This is a genomic window from Pelatocladus sp. BLCC-F211 (assembly GCF_041928655.1).
In the GTDB taxonomy this organism is placed as follows: Bacteria; Cyanobacteriota; Cyanobacteriia; order Cyanobacteriales; family Nostocaceae; genus Pelatocladus.
In genome coordinates, this window is sequence record NZ_JBHFLM010000064.1 from 28,457 (window position 1) to 47,928 (window position 19,472).

A 19,472-nucleotide genomic window follows, 5' to 3' on the forward strand; every position below is an offset into this window, starting at 1 on the left:
AGGTAACAATACTTTAGAAAAAAACAATTAACTTAGCCATTGGGGATCGGGGAAAAGGGATCGGGGAAAAGGGAATAGGGAAATTAGCTGTCCAAAATTCCCACATATTTCCTGATCCCCGATCCCCGTTCCCTGATTTTTCAGCTTGGTGTTAACATCATCAGTTGCTGATTTAGGAGCGATCGCACTTGCTTTAACTCTAGCTGTACATTCTCCCGCAAAATTTCTGCTACTGTTTTTTTCCCCTCGCAGGCTTGCAGAAATTGTAATTCGGCTGCCGATAAATGTATTATCTGGTAATCGTAATTGAATACACACTGGCTCGGAAAACCATCTATACAAGGATTACGTTCAGCTATCGCTGTCATTAAAGCTTCATCGCTTGACCAGTCGGCTTTGGTGATGGGTAGACGACCAAGAAAAAATTCGTAGTGGGCGACTTCTGGATCTAGTAGTTCTATCAGACGGTAACGTTGGTGATCGCTTAACTCACCTGCCCTTACCATCAATTCCGGTGCTTTGCCCAAAAGTCGTTCTAATTGCCAGAAACCAGGATTTGAGAAGCCGATAAACTCTAATCCGGAAGCGTCGATGAGTTCAAACAGCGTGTCTATATTGTAATCAATTTCTTGGGGATGGACATACATGTCAGCAAAGCATTCATCTCGCTGATTTTCTAAAGACCAACGCTCTTTTTCTTTCTTGACAATTCGGTTCTTCTCTGGTAGCGATGCAAATATTTGTCGCCCAACTTGGACACCATCGCGATAATCACCCTGTTTTTCACCTTGGATGAGAGCGATCGCTTTTTGCATGAGTTGAATTTCCCAGCGTCCCAATTCTCCATAGACAAAAATGTGCATTAAGCCGCCTGGGGCTAATTTCTTGGACAAGGCTTGAATACCGCGAATTGGGTCGCCTAAGTGATGCAGTACCCCTACACAATTAATTAAATCAAACTCACCCGGAAGTTGTGCCACGTCGTAAAGGCTGAGGTGATGAAATTCGACGCGGTTTGCACCGGAACGTTGACAGCGTTCTTTGGCGACCTCCAAAGCACCTGCACTCAGGTCAATTCCGACTACAGAAGCATGAGGGTTGAGGTGAACTAAATACTCTGTCCCTACTCCTGTCCCACAACCAGCATCTAAAATCCGGATGTCTTGCTTTTGGGGTTTTTGCCTAGTGCAAAAGTTGTAGGCTGCTAACCAATTCCAGCGCCAATTGTAACCGGGGGGTGGTTCATCAAGTAATGGTTCTGGCGGAAAAGGATAGGTATCGTAGAGTTTAGCAACAGCAGTACTAACAGTTTGGGAGTCGGACATAACAAGCTTTGATGGCAGTATTTTTGAGTTTATGGCAAAAATATGATCTTTAACCAATCGGAATTTGACCTAGAAATTGCTGTGTCTGCTTTTCATGCTGTAAACAAGAATTTGTTGGCGTATTTCAAAAAATCTAGTTCTGGCAAAGAATTAATTGCACGGGGGTTTGAGTCAGATGTAGAAATTGCCGCCGCTTTAAATGTGAGCGATTGTGTACCTTTGTTTGTAAAAAATGCTTATCTGAAACAGATTGTGTAATTAATGAACTACACTTGCACCTTTACCTGCGACTTCTTCACCTAGAGATACAAAACTTAGATTTTTTCTCAGAAATCTAAAGTGTAAGTGTTAAAGAACTGATACATCAAGGCTACAGTTTCTACACACTTCTTAATAAATCCCCTGACAAATCCCAAAACGTTCTAATCTAAAAGCTGACTGGGTTAATTTTTTCTGGCAACTTAGAAGGCGGCACAGGGGGAGCATGAAAATACCGAAGTGTCAAGCCTATGTAACCCAGACTTAACACATAAACGCATATGATGGGAGTTTTACAAATCCGATGAGTGTTAAGGCAAGTGGTGGAAGCTCAGTTGCGCGTCCGCAACTATATCAAACCCTAGCTGTATCAACAATTTCCCAGGCGGAGCAGCAAGACCGTTTTCTGGGAGCCGGAGAATTAAGTGAACTGGCAAGTTATTTTGCATCTGGTGCAAAACGTTTAGAAATCGCTCAGGCGCTCACGGACAATTCCGAAATTATTGTTTCTCGAGCTGCCAACAGAATTTTTGTTGGTGGTTCGCCAATGGCTTTTTTGGAAAAACCCAGAGAGCCAGAATTGGCAATGGCAGTAGCAGCAGCTGCATCCACTGCGGATGTTAGAGATACAATGAAACTCGGAACTGTCACCTACGTGGAAACTCGTGGTGGGTTCCTAGAAAACTTACGTTCGATTTTTAACTCTTCGCCTAGTGGTCCGATTCCACCAGGTTTCCGACCAATTAACATCGCTCGTTATGGTCCAGCCAACATGGCGAAGAGCTTGCGGGACTTATCATGGTTCTTGCGCTACGCTACTTATGCGATCGTGGCAGGTGATCCGAATATCATCGCTGTCAACACACGCGGTTTACGGGAAATCATTGAAAACGCTTGCTCCGGTGAAGCGACAATTGTGGCTTTACAGGAATTGAAAGCGGCTGCACTTTCCTATTTCCGTCAAGACACTGGGGCAACAGATATTGTGTCTCAGTATATGGATGTTTTGATTACAGAATTCAAAGCACCCAGTCCTTCTAATAAACTACGGCAACGTCCTTCTGGTGATCAGCAAGGGTTACAACTGCCTCAAATTTACTTTAATGCGGCAGAACGGCGACCCAAGTTTGTCATGAAGCCAGGTTTGTCTGCTGCTGAGAAAACCGAGGTAGTCAAAGCCGCTTATCGGCAAATCTTCGAGCGCGATATCACCCGCGCTTACAGCTTGTCAATATCTAATTTAGAATCCCAGGTGAAAAATGGCGACATCTCGATGAAAGAGTTTGTCCGTCGCCTTGCTAAATCTCCACTTTACCGGAAACAATTTTACGAACCATTTATTAATAGCCGCGCTTTAGAACTTGCTTTCCGTCACATTTTAGGACGGGGGCCAAGCAGCCGGGAAGAAGTACAAAAGTACTTTGATATTGTTTCCCGTGGGGGTTTATCAGCATTAGTTGATGCTCTGGTAGATGCTGATGAGTACTCAGACTACTTCGGCGAGGAAACAGTACCCTATATTCGGGGTCTGGGCCAAGAAGCTCAAGAGTGTCGTAACTGGGGACCGCAGCAAGACCTGTTTAAATACAGTGCGCCTTTCCGTAAAGTTCCTCAGTTTATTACAACTTTTGCAAAATATAACCAGCCGCTACCTGACCAGCATGTTTATGGTTCTGGTAACGACCCACTAGAAATTCAATTTGGGGCAATTTTCCCGAAAGAAACTCGCAACCCCAGCAGTAGTCCTGCTCCTTTTGGTAAAGATACAAGACGTATTTTGATTCACCAAGGGCCGGGAATTAATAACCAAACTGGTAATCCTTCTGCGCGTGGTGAGTTTCCTGGTAGTCTTGGACCAAAAGTTTTCCGCTTGGATCAAATTCCCAGAACCTTGAGTAAGGGAACTGGTAAGGGAGCAAGTGTAAAATTCTCCGAAAGCTCTACTCAAGCGTTAATTCGTGGAGCTTACCTGCAAGTATTTGGTCGGGATGTCTACGAAGGTCAGCGCTTAAAAGTCCAGGAAATTAAGCTGGAAAACGGCGAAATTTCGGTACGGGAGTTTGTTCGCGCTTTAGCGAAGTCGGATTTATTCCGTAAGCTTTACTGGACACCCTATTATGTGTGTAAGGCGATCGAGTACATCCACCGTCGCTTGTTGGGTCGTCCCACCTATGGCCGTCAAGAAAATAACAAATACTTTGACATCGCCTCCAAGAAGGGATTCTATGGGGTGGTTGACGCGATTCTTGATACCGAGGAGTACAGTCAGGCGTTTGGTGAAGATACGGTTCCTTACGAACGCTACTTGACTCCTAGTGGTGTAGCATTGCGGAAACTGCGCGTTGGTAGCATCCGTGAAGATGTCGGTGGAAAAGTCGAGAAACAAGAAACACCTAAGTTTGTAGAATTGGGTACAGTCAACGAAATGCGGACTGAACCTGATATCCAGTTCCGGATCAACCAAGGTGTCAGCAAAAAACGCGACCAAAGAAAAATATTCAAGTTGGTTGCGGGGACTGACGACAAGGTCGCTGTACAAAGTGTGATCAGCGCCGCCTATCGGCAGATTTTTGAGCGGGATGTTGCACCATACGTTGCTTCTTCCAGAGAATTCAAAGTCCTGGAAAGTAAGTTGGGTAATGGTGAAATCACTGTGAAGGAATTCATCGAAGGTTTAGGCTGTTCTGGCTTATACCTGAAAGAGTTTTATACACCATACCCCAACACGAAAGTAATTGAACTGGGAACTAAGCATTTCCTGGGACGCGCCCCCTTAGATCAAGCAGAAATCAGGAAGTATAACCAGATTCTGGCAACTCAAGGTATTCGCGCTTTCATCCGAACGCTGGTAAGTACTCAAGAGTATCTGCAAGCTTTTGGTGAGGATACAGTACCTTATAACCGCTTCGCGACCTTCCCGGCGGCAAACTTCCCCAACAGTCAAAAACTGTATAACCAGCTGACCAAGCAAAGCAAGGATATTGTTGTCCCCAGCTTTGAGCCGACTAAGTCGCGGATGAATGTTGCCCAAATGCCAATTATGGCGAAGGCGATCGCAGACATAGCAGCACAAGCAAAGGCGATAGACAAGAGCAAACCACTGTTTGTGGAACTTGGTCGTTCCTACAACGATGGCCGTGGACAATCTGTAGAAGTTGGTGTCGGTACTAGCCGCCGCAAACCTGCACGTATTTACCGCATAACTGTAGGGGCAAATCAAGCAGAAATCCAACAGGTAATCAATGCTATCTACGTTCAGGTCATGGATGTGTTTAGCGGTCAAATTCCTGAATACTTCCGCCGTACAGACCTCGAAAGCAAACTGCGGAACGGAGAAATTTCCGTACACGAGTTTGTGCGTGAGTTGGCGAGTTCTGAAATTTATCGCAAGCGCTTCTATACTCCTTATCCCAACACCAAGGTGATAGAATTCCTGTTCCGTCATCTGTTGGGACGTGCGCCAGCAACTCAAGCCGAAATTCGTCAGTACAACAAAATACTGGCTGATAGTGGCTTGAAAGCGGCTGTAGAGGCTATAGTCAATAGCCCAGAGTATGCCCGTTACTTTGGTGAAGATGTGGTACCTTACCAGCGCTTCCCATCCCTACCTGCGGGTAACTATCTCGGTAGCGTGAAGGCAGCAGCTGACTTGGTAAAACAATCTTGGTCTAGCTTGTCACCTTCTGTACTCACCGGACGTTACACCCAGGGGGGTTAAACTCCACCTTAAGGAGATTGGGGATTAGGGATTGGGGAATAAGGACAAGGGGAGCCACTGCGCCCTTGCGGGTTAAGAGCGTTGTAGCACGTGGCGTGGACAAGGAGGACAACTTCTCAGTTATCAGTTATCAGTTAACAGTTACCAGTTTAATTTGATCACTGATAACTGATTCATGCCCCATGCCGAGAAAAGTGGGATGAGCTTAAGTTTTCCAAAGCGTGGAGAGCTAAAGTAATCTTTCGTAACATTGTTTTCAGATTGTAAAAATCGAAGCAAACATGAAAAAGAATGTTACAAACTGTTAAGAGCAGTCATATATGCTCAACATAATGCCCGAAAATAATTCCGGGAGGTAGCTAAGTTTCAAAGCTTGAGTATTTGTGATCACTCAGGCAAACTCGAAATTAAACAGTTTCAGTAGTCATTGAAATTACTAAATCTGGAAAAACGAGAAAACAAGGCTACTACCAACGCGTAAAGTCGCACCAGTGTAATCTAAAATTCTGGTTTCATTAGTACTGGAGGAATCCATTAATGAGTATCGTCACGAAAGCCATCGTGAATGCTGACGCAGAAGCTCGCTACCTCAGCCCTGGCGAATTGGATCGGATCAAGAGCTTTGTAGCAGGTGGCGATCGCCGCCTTCGCATTGCTCAAGTCTTAACAGACAACCGCGAACGGATTGTTAAGCAAGCTGGTGATCAACTGTTCCAAAAGCGCCCTGATGTTGTTTCTCCTGGTGGTAACGCTTACGGTACAGAACTGACTGCTACCTGTCTGCGTGACTTAGACTATTACCTTCGTCTTGTCACCTACGGTGTAGTTTCTGGTGACGTTACTCCTATCGAAGAAATCGGTATTGTCGGCGTCCGTGAAATGTACAAGTCTCTCGGAACACCTATCGATGCTGTTGCTGCTGGTGTTAATGGCTTGAAAAATGTTGCTGCTTCTTTGCTGTCTGCTGAAGACGCTGCTGAAGCTGGCGCTTACTTCGATTACGTCGTCGGTGCTTTGTCGTAGGTTAAAGCTGTTTGCCTACTCAAACGGAAGTATTGCAATAACGTTGGAAATAAGGAATTAACAACATGGCTCAAGACGCAATTACCGCTGTCATTAATTCTGCAGACGTTCAAGGTAAGTACCTCGACACCGCAGCTCTAGAAAAGCTCAAAGGCTATTTCTCCACTGGTGAACTACGTGTGCGTGCTGCTAGCACCATCGCTGCTAACGCTGCTGCGATCGTTAAAGAAGCTGTAGCTAAGTCTTTGTTGTACTCTGATATCACCCGTCCCGGTGGTAACATGTACACCACCCGCCGCTACGCAGCTTGTATCCGCGACTTGGATTACTACCTGCGCTATGCTACCTACGCTATGTTAGCTGGCGACCCCTCCATTCTCGACGAGCGCGTACTGAATGGTTTGAAAGAAACCTACAACTCTTTGGGTGTACCCATCGGTGCTACCGTACAAGCTATCCAAGCAATCAAAGAAGTAACTGCTAGCTTGGTTGGCCCAGACGCTGGTAAAGAAATGGGTGTTTACTTAGACTACATCAGCTCTGGCTTAAGCTAGAAGCTAGTTTGCACTTAATGGTTTAGGTGCGATAAGGTCTGGAGATCGATCGTGAGTGCTAAGACGTTTAATCGCTTATCAAGCTAAACTGATGAATGATGAGTGTTAAAGGTCTGGTATTGACGCTTGATTTCCAGACTTGGAGTAAATAAAGCATTGTTTTGCACTCAGAATTTTGAAATAAAAAAGTTTTCACCTTTGCTACTGGAGATTTAACACCATGAGAATGTTTAAAATTACTGCTTGCGTTCCCAGCCAAACTAGAATTCGCACCCAACGAGAGTTGCAAAATACTTACTTTACTAAGCTAGTTCCTTATGAAAACTGGTTCCGCGAACAGCAACGTATTCAAAAAATGGGTGGCAAAATCGTTAAAGTAGAATTAGCTACTGGCAAACAAGGTACAAATACTGGTTTAGCTTAATTTAATTCCTAATTGACTAAATTATTGATTGTAGGGAGTTGTGAAGGGGTCAAATAGACCTCTTTTTTATTTACTCCCATGGCTTTAACTCAAAACGAGCGTAGCGATGTTTTGATCGCCGTGGGAGTGTCAATTGAGACAGTTGTTGAACTATATTTCTACCGCAGAGCATGTTGATCAACTCTACTATCCTTCCCGGAAATTACCTCAACTGTGCGGAATCCAAGCACCGCCAATAGATTATTTTCGCTTAGTTTGACGGGAGCAGGTTGCTCACCGTGACCTGGAGCGGGGAGGGGATAGGCAGTCGCCGCAGCGGTGTGGAAGCGAATATTGCCTTCGCTATGCTCAATCACTTGATGGATGTGTCCCGTTAACACTGTCACCGATGCAAAGCGAGATAACAGTGAGAGCAACTTAGCAGAATCGGCAGTTGCCCATCCCCATTTGGGATAAAGGTCATACAGGGGAATATGGCTGAAAACAACTAGAGGCGTATCCTGTTTCTGCCCTGCCAAATCTTTTGCCAGTAAGTCCAATTGCGCCTGACCCAGTTTGCCCGTACCGGTTGCCCCAAAGTCTAGCACATTGGTCAAGGAGACAAAGTGGATTCCCGCCTGATCCCAAACTTGTAAACCTTCTTTGACATCCTTGCGGTTAAAGGCTTCCTCATAAGCTTGGCCGCGATCGCCAATTGTATCGTGTTCCCCTGGTAAGGTAAATAATGGGGCTTTCAATTGGGAAAGCAGTTGTTTGGCCAGATCAAATTCTTCTGGTTTGGACAAATGGGAAATGTCTCCGGTGTGAATGACAAAGGCGGGTGGAGTGGGTAAGGTATTGATCGCATTGATCGCTTTTTGGAGCGTATCGGTCACATGTTCGTTTGCGGGTTTTTTGAAACCGATGTGCGTATCGCTAATTTGAACGAAGGAAAACGGTGAGGTCGTGGATGATTTTTGAGTGTTTGGTTCTCCCACCTGACAGGCAGTAAATAAGCCATTTGCACCAATCGCCCACACAATACCGAGTCCAGTCCAGCTCACGTGTTCAAGAAATTTTCTGCGTTGCATTGGTATTCCTCTGGTTAGTTTTTCTATGGTGTTACCGTTAGCGTCCTGCGGGGAGGGTGTAAGGGTTGAGGGTGTAGGGAACACAACTCAAGTCCCTTACACCCCTATCCCCCTACACCCCTGGTTACTGTTAGTGTCCCTTTCATAAAGGGATGAATTGAGCAAATATAGGGATAAGTACCCGGTTTAGTGGCGGTGTAGTTCCAGGTTTGATTGGTATCGAGTGCTTTAGAGTTGAAAGTACCATCCGTAGCCGTAGCCGTGTGGGGTTCTTCATCGACATTGATAAATTGGACAGTTTTACCAACACCTATCGCCAAATTCGCTGGCTCAAATTTGAAATTATGAATTTTGACCGTAGCATCGGCAGTTTGTTGGTTAGTTTGGGGTTGATCTTTGATCACCATTGGTTGGCTAGTCGTTGTCTTATGGTTCGGACTACAAGATGACAACGACAATAGGATGACCAACAAGGTACTAGCGATCGCTATGAAAAAATAAGAAATATATTTCATGAGCGTCCTCCGATCCGCTTTGGTTGATGACGCTTAGTAAACAGTCCAGTCATGGTCAGTCCCGTAGCTACTAAGCCAATCAGACCTAGCCCATTCAAAACTGGCACAATGGCATCGAGTTTGAAGATTTGCAAGGTGTGAATGGTGATTAAAAATGCAGCCAGTTCTTCTTGATGCAACCATGTATCGGCGATCGCAACGCTAATGCCAGTCAGAGCAGTAAAGAGTAAGGGCAAACAAAAGACCGTGGCAATTAGCCGATGGTGCTTGCGAAATGTGTTTTTCATCATATTAATTGACCAACGCCAGTTTTTTAGTCTGCTGTAAATCCTTGCAGTTGCTCTTCAAGGTTAAAGCGATAGCCTTGATCGTTTAGCGTTTGCTCAGGTAGTCGATTCGCTTTGACAGCAGCTTGAATAATATCTTGAGCCGTGATTGTTCCAGACGCGATCGCATCGATTAATGTACCACTACTGGGAATGCCTTGGTCTTTTAAGTAGCCTTGATACGCCAGATAAGCCAGATTAAAAGGCTTAAGCTGGTTTGCCCTAGATTGATTTGCCGCGTAGGGATTGAGGCTGGTTGGTGCGGTTTGGGCTTGCGCCACAGCAGGCGAAATGGTGGCAGACAGAAGCAGTGTTGTTAACACTACAGAAATAGAACGTTGCATAGAATTACCTCTGAGATTCAGTTATTTGGCTACAGCATTTTTACTGACCTTGAATGTTATATAAAGCACAATTTTTCAAGCAAGTTGGTTGCATCCAAACTGCCAAAGGTGCAAAATTATGACATCCCAAAGAAGGGCATTGCGGATTAACGATGTAAATTTCGTCAGGACATTGCACTGCAATGCCCAGTTTTAAAAGCTGTAGGAGTTGGCAGGTAAGCAATTAGCGTGATTTCAGGAATTTAGTTGCAACTTATGCCTGAAAAGAATGCTAACTGGGTGACTTACTTGTCTCTACCTTTAAGACGACTGAGAATCAATTTTGGATTTAAATTCTTCAAAAGCCTAGCATTTTTATATGCTTAGGCTTTTCGGGAGCGATCGCTACCTCAGTTTCCAGAATGTCTGATTGCTTTGACGAAAAACCCATTTTCAAAAGAAAAGTTTTCACCTGCTCGTTTCGCGCACCTGAACGGTAAGGAGCAATAATCGTCTTTAAATTTTTCTGCTTGGCAAAATCAAAAAAGCTGCATAAAAAGCATTGCTCTACTTTGCAATCCCCAGCCCCTGATAAACTATTTGTGAATAGGGAGCGCGAGCGATCGCTTCAAACGAAGCATCCTGTTGGTTTGAGGCGCGAGAAGAACGTTAACCAATCAGAACGAAATAACTCACTTCTACAAAATTTCGACGCTAGACTCATCCAATTAGCTTCACCAATCGTTTGAGAGATGAAAGTAAGTTTGCTCTATGCTTAAAAGAAGTTGTGAAATCAGGATTGGCACTCACGCTGCAAGATGCATTGAGCATTTTTGCAGAGAAATTAGCCTTGGTCTATTCACCTGAATCTATGGATCTAAGTTCTCCTGATCGCCATTCATCAGAATCGTCATTCTCCAGCGATGCCGCACTTCTGGATGACCTGAAGGCAAAGCAACCAGCAGCGTTAAGGTGTCTCTACGATCGCTACGGCAGCGTGGTGTATGGAGTGGCGCTGAAAGTGTTACGGAGCCAGCCGGAAGCCGAAGACCTGACCCAGGAAATTTTTCTATCGCTATGGCAACATCCGGTTGACCCTGCTAAACACGGTCATTTGATGCGCTACCTGATTGTTATGACTCGATCGCGGGCGATCGACAAACTGCGATCGCGCAGTCGCAACCTTAATTTGTTGCAACGTTGGGAGCAGAACATGACTGCTGCATCCCCCGCGCATACTCCGGTTGAGCAGGCTGTTTTCAATGAGCGATCGCAACAAGTACGGCAGGCATTAACCCAGCTTAATGATCAGCAACGACAGGTGATCGAATTGGCGTATGATGTCGGACTGAGCCAATCAGAAATTGCCCAACAATTGCATAAACCCCTGGGAAGCGTGAAAAGCTGGACTCGCCAGGGACTTCTGAAACTGAAGCAACTTTTACAACACTCCATTGACTAAGGTATGACTGAACCTCTTACTCCTAAAGCAATCGAAACCTTGGCAGCAGGCTATGTCGTGGGCGATCTTGATCGCGCTGAAGTAGAAGTTTTCGAGCAACTGTTGGCAGAAAATCCAGCATTAATGGCAGAAGTGAAGCGGCTTCAGGCAACCTTAGATCAGGTTGTTTACGGCTTAAACAGCGTTGAACCCCCTCCTCATCTCCAATCTGCCATTCTGGCTGCCGCGACCACGACTTTCCAACCCTCCCAGCACAAACCGTCTCGGCTTATCTGGCAAACCGTCATCGGTAGTGTCGCCGCACTCCTGATTCTGTATTTAGGAGTAGATAACTATCGCTTGCGACAGGATTACCGCATGGCTGCTGACATCAATACCCTACTGCAACAGTCCCAGACGCAACTTTTCTCTCTCAAGGCTGTGAATGCATCGGATACTGCTGCGGGTAGCTTTGTTGTGAATCTAGGACAACGGCAGGGGATTCTAGCTGTGCAGAATCTGGTGGCTCCACCCACAGGTAAAGTCTATCGACTTTGGGCGATCGCTGATGGCGAAAAAATTCCCTGTGGCACTGTGAAAATTAATCCCCAGGGAAAGGTGCTAGATAAATTTTGGATGCCTGCCGACTTTTATGACACAGGTATTTCCGGGTTATTCGTGACGTTGGAATCGTCTGAAGCTAGCCGTTATCCTACTGGAACTATCGTGATGCAGAGTAATTCATACTAATATCTAAAACACCGATTCAGTAATCAGACAGAAGTACAGGCAAGCTCAGTAGTGTTAGTAAAAATTTTAGATAGGTATTGGTATTTTTCGGAGATGTCAATGTTTGGCGTTTTGATTTAGATACATCGTCCCAAGACTTCGACCTATAAAATAATTACATTATTTAAAAATATCGAAGTCGTGAATCTACGCCGTTTAATTCCATTATTTGATGACTCGGTGTCTGAGTGGGCATTAGAGGCACGCTTGTTACGCTGGTTGACACTGGTTTGGCTGTTCGTAGGCTTAATCATGCTGTTTTCAGCGTCTTATCCTGTTGCTGATGTTCGTCAGGATGATGGGTTGTACTACTTCAAACGTCAACTTGTTTGGGTATTAGTTGCTTTAATAGTCTTCAACATTGTTGTGAACTTACCCTTACGTAAATTTGTTGGGGTATCTCATTGGTTTATTTTCCTGCTACTAGGGTTAATTTTTCTCACCCTTGTACCAGGATTGGGAAAAAAAGCTTTTGATGCGTCTCGTTGGATTGCTTTAGGGCCAATTCCCATTCAACCTTCCGAATTGATTAAACCCTTTTTGGTGCTGCAAAGTGCTAGAGTTTTTGGGCAATGGGAACAACTGAGTTGGCGTGTTCGTTTGACTTGGTTGGGTATTTTCTGTCTTGTGATTTTAGGGATATTGGCGCAACCCAACTTGAGTACAACTGCACTGTGTGGGATGACTATTTGGTTGATTGCTTTAGCTGCTGGCTTACCTTATAGATATTTGGGAGCAACAGCAGTTGGGGGATTCTTGTTGGCAATATTGAGTATCAGTATTAAAGAGTATCAGCGTAAACGTGTGATGTCCTTCCTTAATCCTTGGGCTGACGCCACTGGAGATGGCTATCAACTAGTTCAGAGTTTACTCGCAGTGGGTTCTGGTGGTAATTGGGGCGCTGGTTTTGGACTTTCTCAACAAAAACTATTTTATTTGCCAATTCAAGACACAGATTTTATTTTTGCTGTATTTGCTGAAGAATTTGGTTTCGTCGGTAGTATTGTGCTGTTGGTAATGTTAGGTTTATTTGCAACCTTGGGGTTAATAGTTGCTCTGAAAACGACTCATCCTATACATAGATTGGTAGCGATCGGTGTAACAATTTTGATGGTAGGACAATCATTACTCCACATTGGTGTTGCCACAGGCGCTTTACCAACTACTGGTTTACCGTTACCGATGTTTAGTTATGGTGGTAATTCGATGATTGCCAGTTTACTAGCAGCTGGGTTATTGATTAGGGTAGCCAGGGAAAGCAGTGAAGCAGAGGTGATACCTTTACGAAGAGGACGCAGAAGTAAGTCGTGAAATGAATGTCACCTATTTCCGCAAGGGGGACTTATCAATTAAAAATTAAAAATTGGTAAGAGGGACAAGGAAGACAAGGAGGACAAGGGGGAATAAGAAGACCATTTAATAGGGGCGGGTAGTTGTTCGTCCCTACAATTATTGTGGTGCGAACTCATGAAAACTGCTGAAAGCTATTTCCTTGCTTTGCTAAGTCATGTCTAATTACTTATTATTACTGTTTATTTTTGTTAATTTTCTTTCAGGAATTCACCCTAGCTTTGCTCACAAAGTCAAAACCACAGCAGATGTCGGTGCTACTCTACACATCGAACCAAATGATACTCCTCGTGCTGGAGAAGCGACAAGAGCCTGGTTTGCTCTCACGCGCAAAGGTGGTAAGGTGATTCCGCTAGCTCAGTGTAATTGTCAATTACTGATTTATGCCGAACCTCATGCTTCTGGAGAACCGCCCCTACTGGAGCCAAGCTTAAAATCAGTCTCGGCAGAACGCTATAAAGGAATACCTGGGGCAGAAATTACCTTTCCCAGACCAGGTAGTTATCAACTGCTGTTACTTGGAAAACCAACAGCAGGGTCAAAATTTAAACCGTTTCAGTTGAAGTATAGAGTTACCGTAGCAGTTGGAGTAGCACAGACACAACCAGACTCACAAGTGGTGAAAAATGTCAATCAGAATATTACTGAGAAACCAGAACAAGGAATACCCATTTGGGCGATCGCAGCTTTAGGTTTTTTTAGCATGGGCGTGTTGTTGTTTGTGCTGCAACGAGTGAATAAGGATTAGGGATCGGGGATCGGGGATCGGGGATCGGGAAGAGACTTGTGAAACGATTCTCCCTTGTCTCCCTTGTCTCCCTTGTCCTCCTTGTCCTCCTTGTCCTCCCAATTCCCGATCCCCGATCACTTGTGTCTCTGGTTATGCCACTGCCAGGCGTGGTTGATAATTTGTTTTAGGGATGAATATTGTGGTTGCCAGTTTAAGATTTTTCTGGCTTTGTCGCTACTGCCAATCAAGGCAGGTGGATCACCAGGACGGCGATCGCATTCTACAACTTTAATATCACAACCTGTTATCGACTTAGCTGCCTCAATAACTTCTTTGACAGAGAAACCGTTACCATTTCCTAAATTGAAAACTTCACTGTCACCACCTGTTAATAAATATTCCAAGCCTAAAACATGAGCATTAGCTAAATCAGTGACGTGAATATAGTCTCTTATACAAGTACCATCGGCTGTGGGGTAATCCGTACCAAAAACAGATATTGATTCGCGTTTACCTAAAGCTGTTTGTAATACTAAAGGAATTAAATGGGTTTCTGGATTATGGTCTTCTCCCAACTTGCCACTAGGATCAGCACCAGCAGCATTAAAATAGCGGAAAATAACTGATTTGAAATCATAAGCATTACCAAAATCAGATAGAATTTTCTCTACCATCAGCTTAGTAGCACCATAGGGATTAATAGGATCTTGGGGATGGTTTTCGGGAATTGGTATGGTCTGGGGAACTCCATAGGTTGCACAAGTAGAAGAAAATACAAATTTATTTACAGAAGCTTCTAGCATTGCTTCTAGTAAGGTGAGAGTTCCTAAAACATTATTGCGGTAGTATTTGGCAGGATTAGTAACCGATTCTCCTACATAAGCATAGGCAGAAAAATGCATCACTGCTGCAATGTCATAGCTTTGAAATAACTTATCTAATAAAGGGCGATCGCTTGTATCACCAACTACGAGTTCCACTTGTAAAACTTTTTCTACTAAATCTCGGTGTCCGTACACGAGATTATCGAGAATCACCACTTCATAACCAGCCTGCAATAGGGCAAGTACGGCATGAGAACCAATATATCCAGCCCCTCCCGTTACCAAGATTGTACGCTTTCCAGGTGACATAGTTTTCCTTTTGCTGAGACGACTACTTAAATTAAACTAATCTACCTAAATCTGAATACTGATCTGGAAAATTACAAAAACTGCGGTCAGTTGAAAAAATTTGCTCTAAAATCACTACGACGGTGGTCTTTGTGTGAGGGGGAGTCACCCCCCCAGTGCGGAGATATTTCTCTGCCCAAAGGGAGTGACATTATTAGTTATTTTTGGCCAGATAAAAGTGCAACACTTCTATTTGACTGTAAAATAACTCAAATGCCCAAAACTGCTAGGCTGACTGCACCAGAAGATTTGAGAGTTCACTTATGTTTGTACTTCTAAGCCGGGTTCTTCTTTGGCTGCTTCTTTTAGCGGTTCTAGTCTCTTTGTTCCAGAGATTTTATCCGAAAGGAACTTTTGTCGGGCGATTATTTTTAGTAATTTTGGCTGCTGTTGTACTTCTGTCGTTTGTTAATCCAACAGAACCAGCCATTGCTTCTTTGTGGAGAGTAGTGTCCTTTCCGCTCAAACCTTTGGGAGCATCAATTTTATTAATGATTTTTGCCGCCCAGAATTTAAAAGATGGGTCGATTGGCAAGCCAGGAGGATCATATGTCGCTGTGGCGTTAACGATTTTGTTGTTGGCTAGTACGCCAGCAGTCGCCTATTTTTTAGTGCAATCGCCGATCGCCAGATTTGCTAACCCTGATATTGCTCTGTCTGCACCCACATCTGGGACATTAGTGGCATTAAAACCAAACTCTACTGTAGCGAACGTGTCAGATGTAGTCGGCGATCGCATTCTTTCGCAAGCACAATTAAATCCATATCTGTTACAAACTCCAACCGAAGTTCGCAGACGTGGGTTGCAATTGGAAGACTTTGTACCCAGTGCGGACACATTGGCGTTGACAACACGAGTTTGGGAAAGTTATCTCAACCAGATTTACTTTTTCTTACGTGGTGGTCAACGATAAAGCAAACAAAGCTGCAATTCGAGAGGCCACAATGCTACATTTGTAGCTGAGTGGCCTTATTTAACATGCTGGAATGGCAAAAACACGACGTCTTGCTGTACTTGCTACTTACCTGCGTCCCCACTGGCGGGAAGCAACATTTGGTATTGTCGCTTTATTGACTGTCAATGGACTAGGTGTTTACATTCCTTTATTGATTCGTTCAGCAGTTGACAAACTTTCAACTACATTTAGCTTAAATCAGTTATTCGGTTACGTACTACCAATTATCCTGCTGACTTCAGCAATGTGGTTTATTCGCATGGCGTCGCGCATCTGGATATTTGGTATAGGGCGTCAAGTCGAATTTGAACTGAAACAACGAATTTTTGAACACTTACTCAAGCTAGAGCCATCGTATTTTACTACCAACACAGCTGGTGACTTGATTAGTCGCGCCACTAGCGATGTAGATAATGTCAGGCGATTATTAGGTTTTGCAGTATTGAGTCTGGCAAATACCTTTTTTGCTTACGTTTTGACATTACCAGTCATGCTCTCAATTAGTGTAGACATGACATTGGCAGCGTTAGCAGTCTACCCTTTGATGTTGTATTTAGTGCGTCTGTTTAGCGATCGCCTCCGCAATGAACAGTTAGCAGTACAAAATCAACTCTCGGAGATCAGCGATTTGATTCAAGAGGATATCAGTGGTATTGCTTTAATTAAAATTTACGCCCAAGAAGAAAACGAACGGCGTGCTTTTGCTCAGAAAAATCAGCAATTATTGGCAGCTAACCTCAAATTAGCAAAAAGCCGAAATACACTGTTTCCCTTAATTGGTGGAATAGCTAATGTTAGCTCACTCGTCATCATCTTGTTGGGAGCAACACGGATCGCCGCCGGAACCCTGGATGTTGGCAGCTTTGTCGCACTGCTGTTGTATGTAGAGCGTTTAGTTTTTCCCACTGCTTTGTTAGGATTCACAATCACCACCTACCAACGAGGTGAAGTGAGTATTGATCGCGTCGAGTCAATTTTGACTGTCACAGCCAAAATTAAAGATGAACCAGATACAATTCATTTGCCAACAGAGCAAGTGCAAGGACAGTTGACAGCAAAAAACCTTTGTTATATTTACCCTGGTGCTTCCACTCGTGCCTTAGATAGAGTTAGCTTTAGTATCGCACCAGGAGAGACAGTCGCAATTGTCGGTGCTATTGGTTCGGGGAAATCAACTTTGGCTAATGCTTTACCTCGCTTGTTGGATATTGACGAAGGACAGTTATTCTTAGATGGAATAGATATTACTAAAATTGCTCTAGCAGACTTACGCAGTGCGATCGCCTACGTACCCCAAGATAGCTTTCTATTTAGCACCACCGTCAAAAATAACATCCGCTATGGTGATCCTTTAGCAGAACAGCAAGAAGTAGAATCATCTGCCAAAAATGCCCAAATTCACCCGGAAATCTTAAATTTTCCCCAGCAATACGAAACTATAGTTGGTGAACGCGGTATTACTCTTTCTGGTGGTCAACGTCAACGTACAGCTTTAGCAAGGGCAATGCTAATTAATGCTCCTGTTTTGATATTAGATGATGCCCTATCCAGCGTTGACAATCAAACGGCTACAGCAATCTTGGACAATCTTTCTGGTGGGACGAAACGTAAAACTGTGATTTTTATCACCCATCAACTTTCAGCCGCCGCTGTTGCGGATCGAATTTTTGTGATGGATAAAGGTAAAATCGTCCAAACAGGCACACATGCAGAATTATTGCAACAACCAGGTCTTTATAGAACTTTGTGGAGTCAGCATCAAGTCGAGGAATTGCTGCATTAGCTAAAACAGCAAGAAGCCTCACGGCGATTAGAAATCGTACGCCAGGGCTACTTAAATTAGTGATAATAAAAGAGGACTAAAGTCCTCACTACGAACATCGCCTGATCAAAAATACCAGTAAAAATTAAATCGCCCGTGAGAATTTTTGCTCTTGTGTGAGGCGATGAGCATCAAAATTAACGGCAATATTTCTTACTAATAATCTGCCAATTTCTGTAATCCCAATTTCATCTTTTGATAGGCTGACTAATCCATCTGATTCTAAAAGTTGCAATGCTGCTAATTCTTGAGCAAAATACTCATCAAAACAGATATGATACTGATCTTCAATGTCTTGTTTATGCAGTTTGGCATGAGACATCAGCCGCATAATCACATCTCGTCTGAGAATATCATCACCAGTTAACTTAATGCCTTTACCAATGGGTAAAATACCCGCATCAATTGCTTGATAATAATCACGCAATCGCTTGTGATTCTGGGCATAGGCATCTTCTAGCATACTCACAGATGTGGCACCAAAACCAAAAAGTTCTGCTTGCGCCCAAGTAGTATAACCTTGGAAATTACGCTTGAGTGTGTAATTGCGTTGAGCGATCGCTAATTCATCATGAGGTTTAGCAAAATGATCCATACCGATGAAGAGATATTTATTATTAGTTAACTCTTCAATGGTCATTTTAAAAATCTCTAATTTTTCTTGTGGTGCTGGTAGCGCATCCTTTGCAATTTTTTTCTGAATTGGTTTTACCCATGGTACATAGGCAAAATTAAAGACTGCGATGCGATCAGGATCTAACTCAATAGTCTTTTTAATTGTCTCGTGAAAGCTTTGATAAGTTTGATACGGTAGACCATAAATTAAGTCTACATTCACACTTTGAAAACCTGCTTCTCTAATCCAGTCCATCACTTCAAATAGGTTTCTTTCTGGATGGACGCGATTGATAGCTGCTTGCACTTGGGGATTAAAATCTTGAATCCCAAAACTAATACGATTAAAGCCAATCTCTTTGAGAAAGAGAATATATTCCTTATCAACGTAGCGGGGATTGATTTCGAGAGAGATTTCTGCTTGGGGATCGAAGCGGAAGTGACGAGTAATATTATTCCAGAGATTTTCTACCTGTTCTAAACTTAAATAATTTGGTGTTCCACCACCCCAATGCATTTGTACTGCTTGTCTATTTGTATCAATTAAAGATGCTGTACGCTTGATTTCTCGCTCCAGATATTCGAGATAGGTTTTGGCAATATTTTTGTTATTAGAAATAACTACATTGCAGCCGCAGAAATAACAAGCACTCTGACAAAAGGGAATATGAAAGTACAAAGACAGAGGCGTTTTTCTTTGATTTGAACAAGCTATTGCGTCTTGAAATTCCGATGCTGTAAATGCTGTGTTCAATTCTGTAGCGGGTGGGTAACTCGTATATCTGGGTGTGGGAATATCGTACTTTTTGATGATATCTATGTCGAACTTCACACCAGGAATTTGCAAAACCATCGAATTTTTTCCAATCACTAAGGGTATATGGGTATAGATTTCAGAGGTTATTTATAAAGTAAAAATCAAATCACTGTAGGGTGTGTTAGGCGCTTTTATAATGTTTTTCGTGAAAAATTTAGCTCATAAAAGCGCCTAACGCATCGCCAATAACTGGTGTGTTAGGCTGAAGCCATAACACACCCTACTTAAGATTTACTTTATAAAT

The 19,472-nt window shown here is 43.6% G+C and carries 18 protein-coding genes; 11 read left to right on the forward strand and 7 right to left on the reverse strand.

Features of this window, described 5'->3' with window-relative positions; translation table 11 throughout:
* Window positions 1–140 precede the first annotated feature (140 nt).
* Entirely contained in the window at window positions 141–1,325 is a 1,185-nt protein-coding gene (locus ACE1AT_RS07535; protein WP_374866867.1) for a class I SAM-dependent methyltransferase, read from the reverse strand.
* Window positions 1,326–1,367: 42 nt separating this feature from the next.
* Here ACE1AT_RS07535 and ACE1AT_RS07540 point away from each other — a divergent pair, with 42 nt between their 5' ends.
* The 5 genes from ACE1AT_RS07540 to ACE1AT_RS07560 all read left to right on the forward strand — a co-directional run bounded on the left by ACE1AT_RS07540 (window position 1,368) and on the right by ACE1AT_RS07560 (window position 7,302).
* Entirely contained in the window at window positions 1,368–1,583 is a 216-nt protein-coding gene (locus tag ACE1AT_RS07540) for a 2-phosphosulfolactate phosphatase (RefSeq protein ID WP_374866869.1), read from the forward strand.
* 304 nt (window positions 1,584–1,887) lie between these two features.
* Entirely contained in the window at window positions 1,888–5,301 is a 3,414-nt protein-coding gene (locus ACE1AT_RS07545; protein ID WP_374866871.1) for a phycobilisome rod-core linker polypeptide, read from the forward strand.
* A gap of 537 nt (window positions 5,302–5,838) precedes the next feature.
* Window positions 5,839–6,324: an allophycocyanin subunit alpha gene (gene apcA / locus ACE1AT_RS07550; protein WP_374866873.1), complete on the forward strand. Its 486-nt coding sequence runs from the start codon at window positions 5,839–5,841 to the stop codon at window positions 6,322–6,324.
* A gap of 65 nt (window positions 6,325–6,389) precedes the next feature.
* The gene (apcB, locus tag ACE1AT_RS07555; protein ID WP_374866875.1) at window positions 6,390–6,878 is read left to right on the forward strand and encodes an allophycocyanin subunit beta; all 489 of its coding nucleotides are present in this window, start codon (window positions 6,390–6,392) and stop codon (window positions 6,876–6,878) included.
* 220 nt (window positions 6,879–7,098) lie between these two features.
* Window positions 7,099–7,302 carry a phycobilisome linker polypeptide gene (locus ACE1AT_RS07560; RefSeq protein WP_035114929.1) on the forward strand — a complete coding sequence of 68 codons (204 nt, stop codon included), beginning with the start codon at window positions 7,099–7,101 and terminating at the stop codon, window positions 7,300–7,302.
* Window positions 7,303–7,460: 158 nt separating this feature from the next.
* Here the strand turns inward: ACE1AT_RS07560 and ACE1AT_RS07565 are convergent, their stop codons facing one another.
* The 4 genes from ACE1AT_RS07565 to ACE1AT_RS07580 all read right to left on the reverse strand — a co-directional run bounded on the left by ACE1AT_RS07565 (window position 7,461) and on the right by ACE1AT_RS07580 (window position 9,557).
* Window positions 7,461–8,345 (reverse strand): metallophosphoesterase family protein, encoded by an 885-nt coding sequence (locus ACE1AT_RS07565; protein ID WP_374866877.1) that lies wholly within the window; start codon window positions 8,343–8,345, stop codon window positions 7,461–7,463.
* Window positions 8,346–8,476: 131 nt separating this feature from the next.
* Entirely contained in the window at window positions 8,477–8,887 is a 411-nt protein-coding gene (locus tag ACE1AT_RS07570) for a cupredoxin family copper-binding protein (protein ID WP_374866879.1), read from the reverse strand.
* A complete protein-coding gene (locus tag ACE1AT_RS07575; protein ID WP_374866881.1) occupies window positions 8,884–9,177 on the reverse strand; it encodes a peptidase in 294 nt (97 codons plus the stop codon). The genes ACE1AT_RS07570 and ACE1AT_RS07575 overlap by 4 nt, the downstream gene beginning before the upstream one ends.
* A 23-nt stretch (window positions 9,178–9,200) precedes the next feature.
* The gene (locus ACE1AT_RS07580; protein WP_374866883.1) at window positions 9,201–9,557 is read right to left on the reverse strand and encodes a hypothetical protein; all 357 of its coding nucleotides are present in this window, start codon (window positions 9,555–9,557) and stop codon (window positions 9,201–9,203) included.
* A 766-nt stretch (window positions 9,558–10,323) separates the two neighbouring features.
* Between ACE1AT_RS07580 and ACE1AT_RS07585 the strand changes: the two genes are divergently transcribed.
* The 4 genes from ACE1AT_RS07585 to ACE1AT_RS07600 all read left to right on the forward strand — a co-directional run bounded on the left by ACE1AT_RS07585 (window position 10,324) and on the right by ACE1AT_RS07600 (window position 13,864).
* Entirely contained in the window at window positions 10,324–10,998 is a 675-nt protein-coding gene (locus ACE1AT_RS07585) for a sigma-70 family RNA polymerase sigma factor (RefSeq protein ID WP_374866885.1), read from the forward strand.
* 3 nt (window positions 10,999–11,001) lie between these two features.
* The gene (locus tag ACE1AT_RS07590; RefSeq protein WP_374866887.1) at window positions 11,002–11,727 is read left to right on the forward strand and encodes an anti-sigma factor domain-containing protein; all 726 of its coding nucleotides are present in this window, start codon (window positions 11,002–11,004) and stop codon (window positions 11,725–11,727) included.
* 180 nt (window positions 11,728–11,907) lie between these two features.
* Window positions 11,908–13,077, forward strand: a complete 1,170-nt coding sequence (locus ACE1AT_RS07595) for an FtsW/RodA/SpoVE family cell cycle protein (protein ID WP_374866889.1) — start codon at window positions 11,908–11,910, stop codon at window positions 13,075–13,077.
* 196 nt (window positions 13,078–13,273) lie between these two features.
* Window positions 13,274–13,864, forward strand: a complete 591-nt coding sequence (locus ACE1AT_RS07600; protein WP_374866891.1) for a hypothetical protein — start codon at window positions 13,274–13,276, stop codon at window positions 13,862–13,864.
* Between the two features lie 116 nt (window positions 13,865–13,980).
* On the opposite strand, the gene galE is transcribed toward ACE1AT_RS07600, so the two are convergent.
* The gene (gene galE / locus ACE1AT_RS07605; RefSeq protein ID WP_374866893.1) at window positions 13,981–14,979 is read right to left on the reverse strand and encodes a UDP-glucose 4-epimerase GalE; all 999 of its coding nucleotides are present in this window, start codon (window positions 14,977–14,979) and stop codon (window positions 13,981–13,983) included.
* A 302-nt stretch (window positions 14,980–15,281) separates the two neighbouring features.
* Between galE and ACE1AT_RS07610 the strand changes: the two genes are divergently transcribed.
* Together ACE1AT_RS07610 and ACE1AT_RS07615 are read left to right on the forward strand one after the other, a co-directional pair.
* On the forward strand, window positions 15,282–15,932 hold the full coding sequence (locus tag ACE1AT_RS07610) for a hypothetical protein (RefSeq protein ID WP_374866895.1): 651 nt from the start codon (window positions 15,282–15,284) through the stop codon (window positions 15,930–15,932).
* A 73-nt stretch (window positions 15,933–16,005) separates the two neighbouring features.
* Window positions 16,006–17,757 carry an ABC transporter ATP-binding protein gene (locus ACE1AT_RS07615; protein WP_374866897.1) on the forward strand — a complete coding sequence of 584 codons (1,752 nt, stop codon included), beginning with the start codon at window positions 16,006–16,008 and terminating at the stop codon, window positions 17,755–17,757.
* A 124-nt stretch (window positions 17,758–17,881) separates the two neighbouring features.
* On the opposite strand, the gene hemN is transcribed toward ACE1AT_RS07615, so the two are convergent.
* Complete coding sequence (hemN, locus tag ACE1AT_RS07620; protein WP_374866899.1) at window positions 17,882–19,264, reverse strand: oxygen-independent coproporphyrinogen III oxidase; 1,383 nt, start codon at window positions 19,262–19,264, stop codon at window positions 17,882–17,884.
* Between the last annotated feature and the right edge of the window lie 208 nt (window positions 19,265–19,472).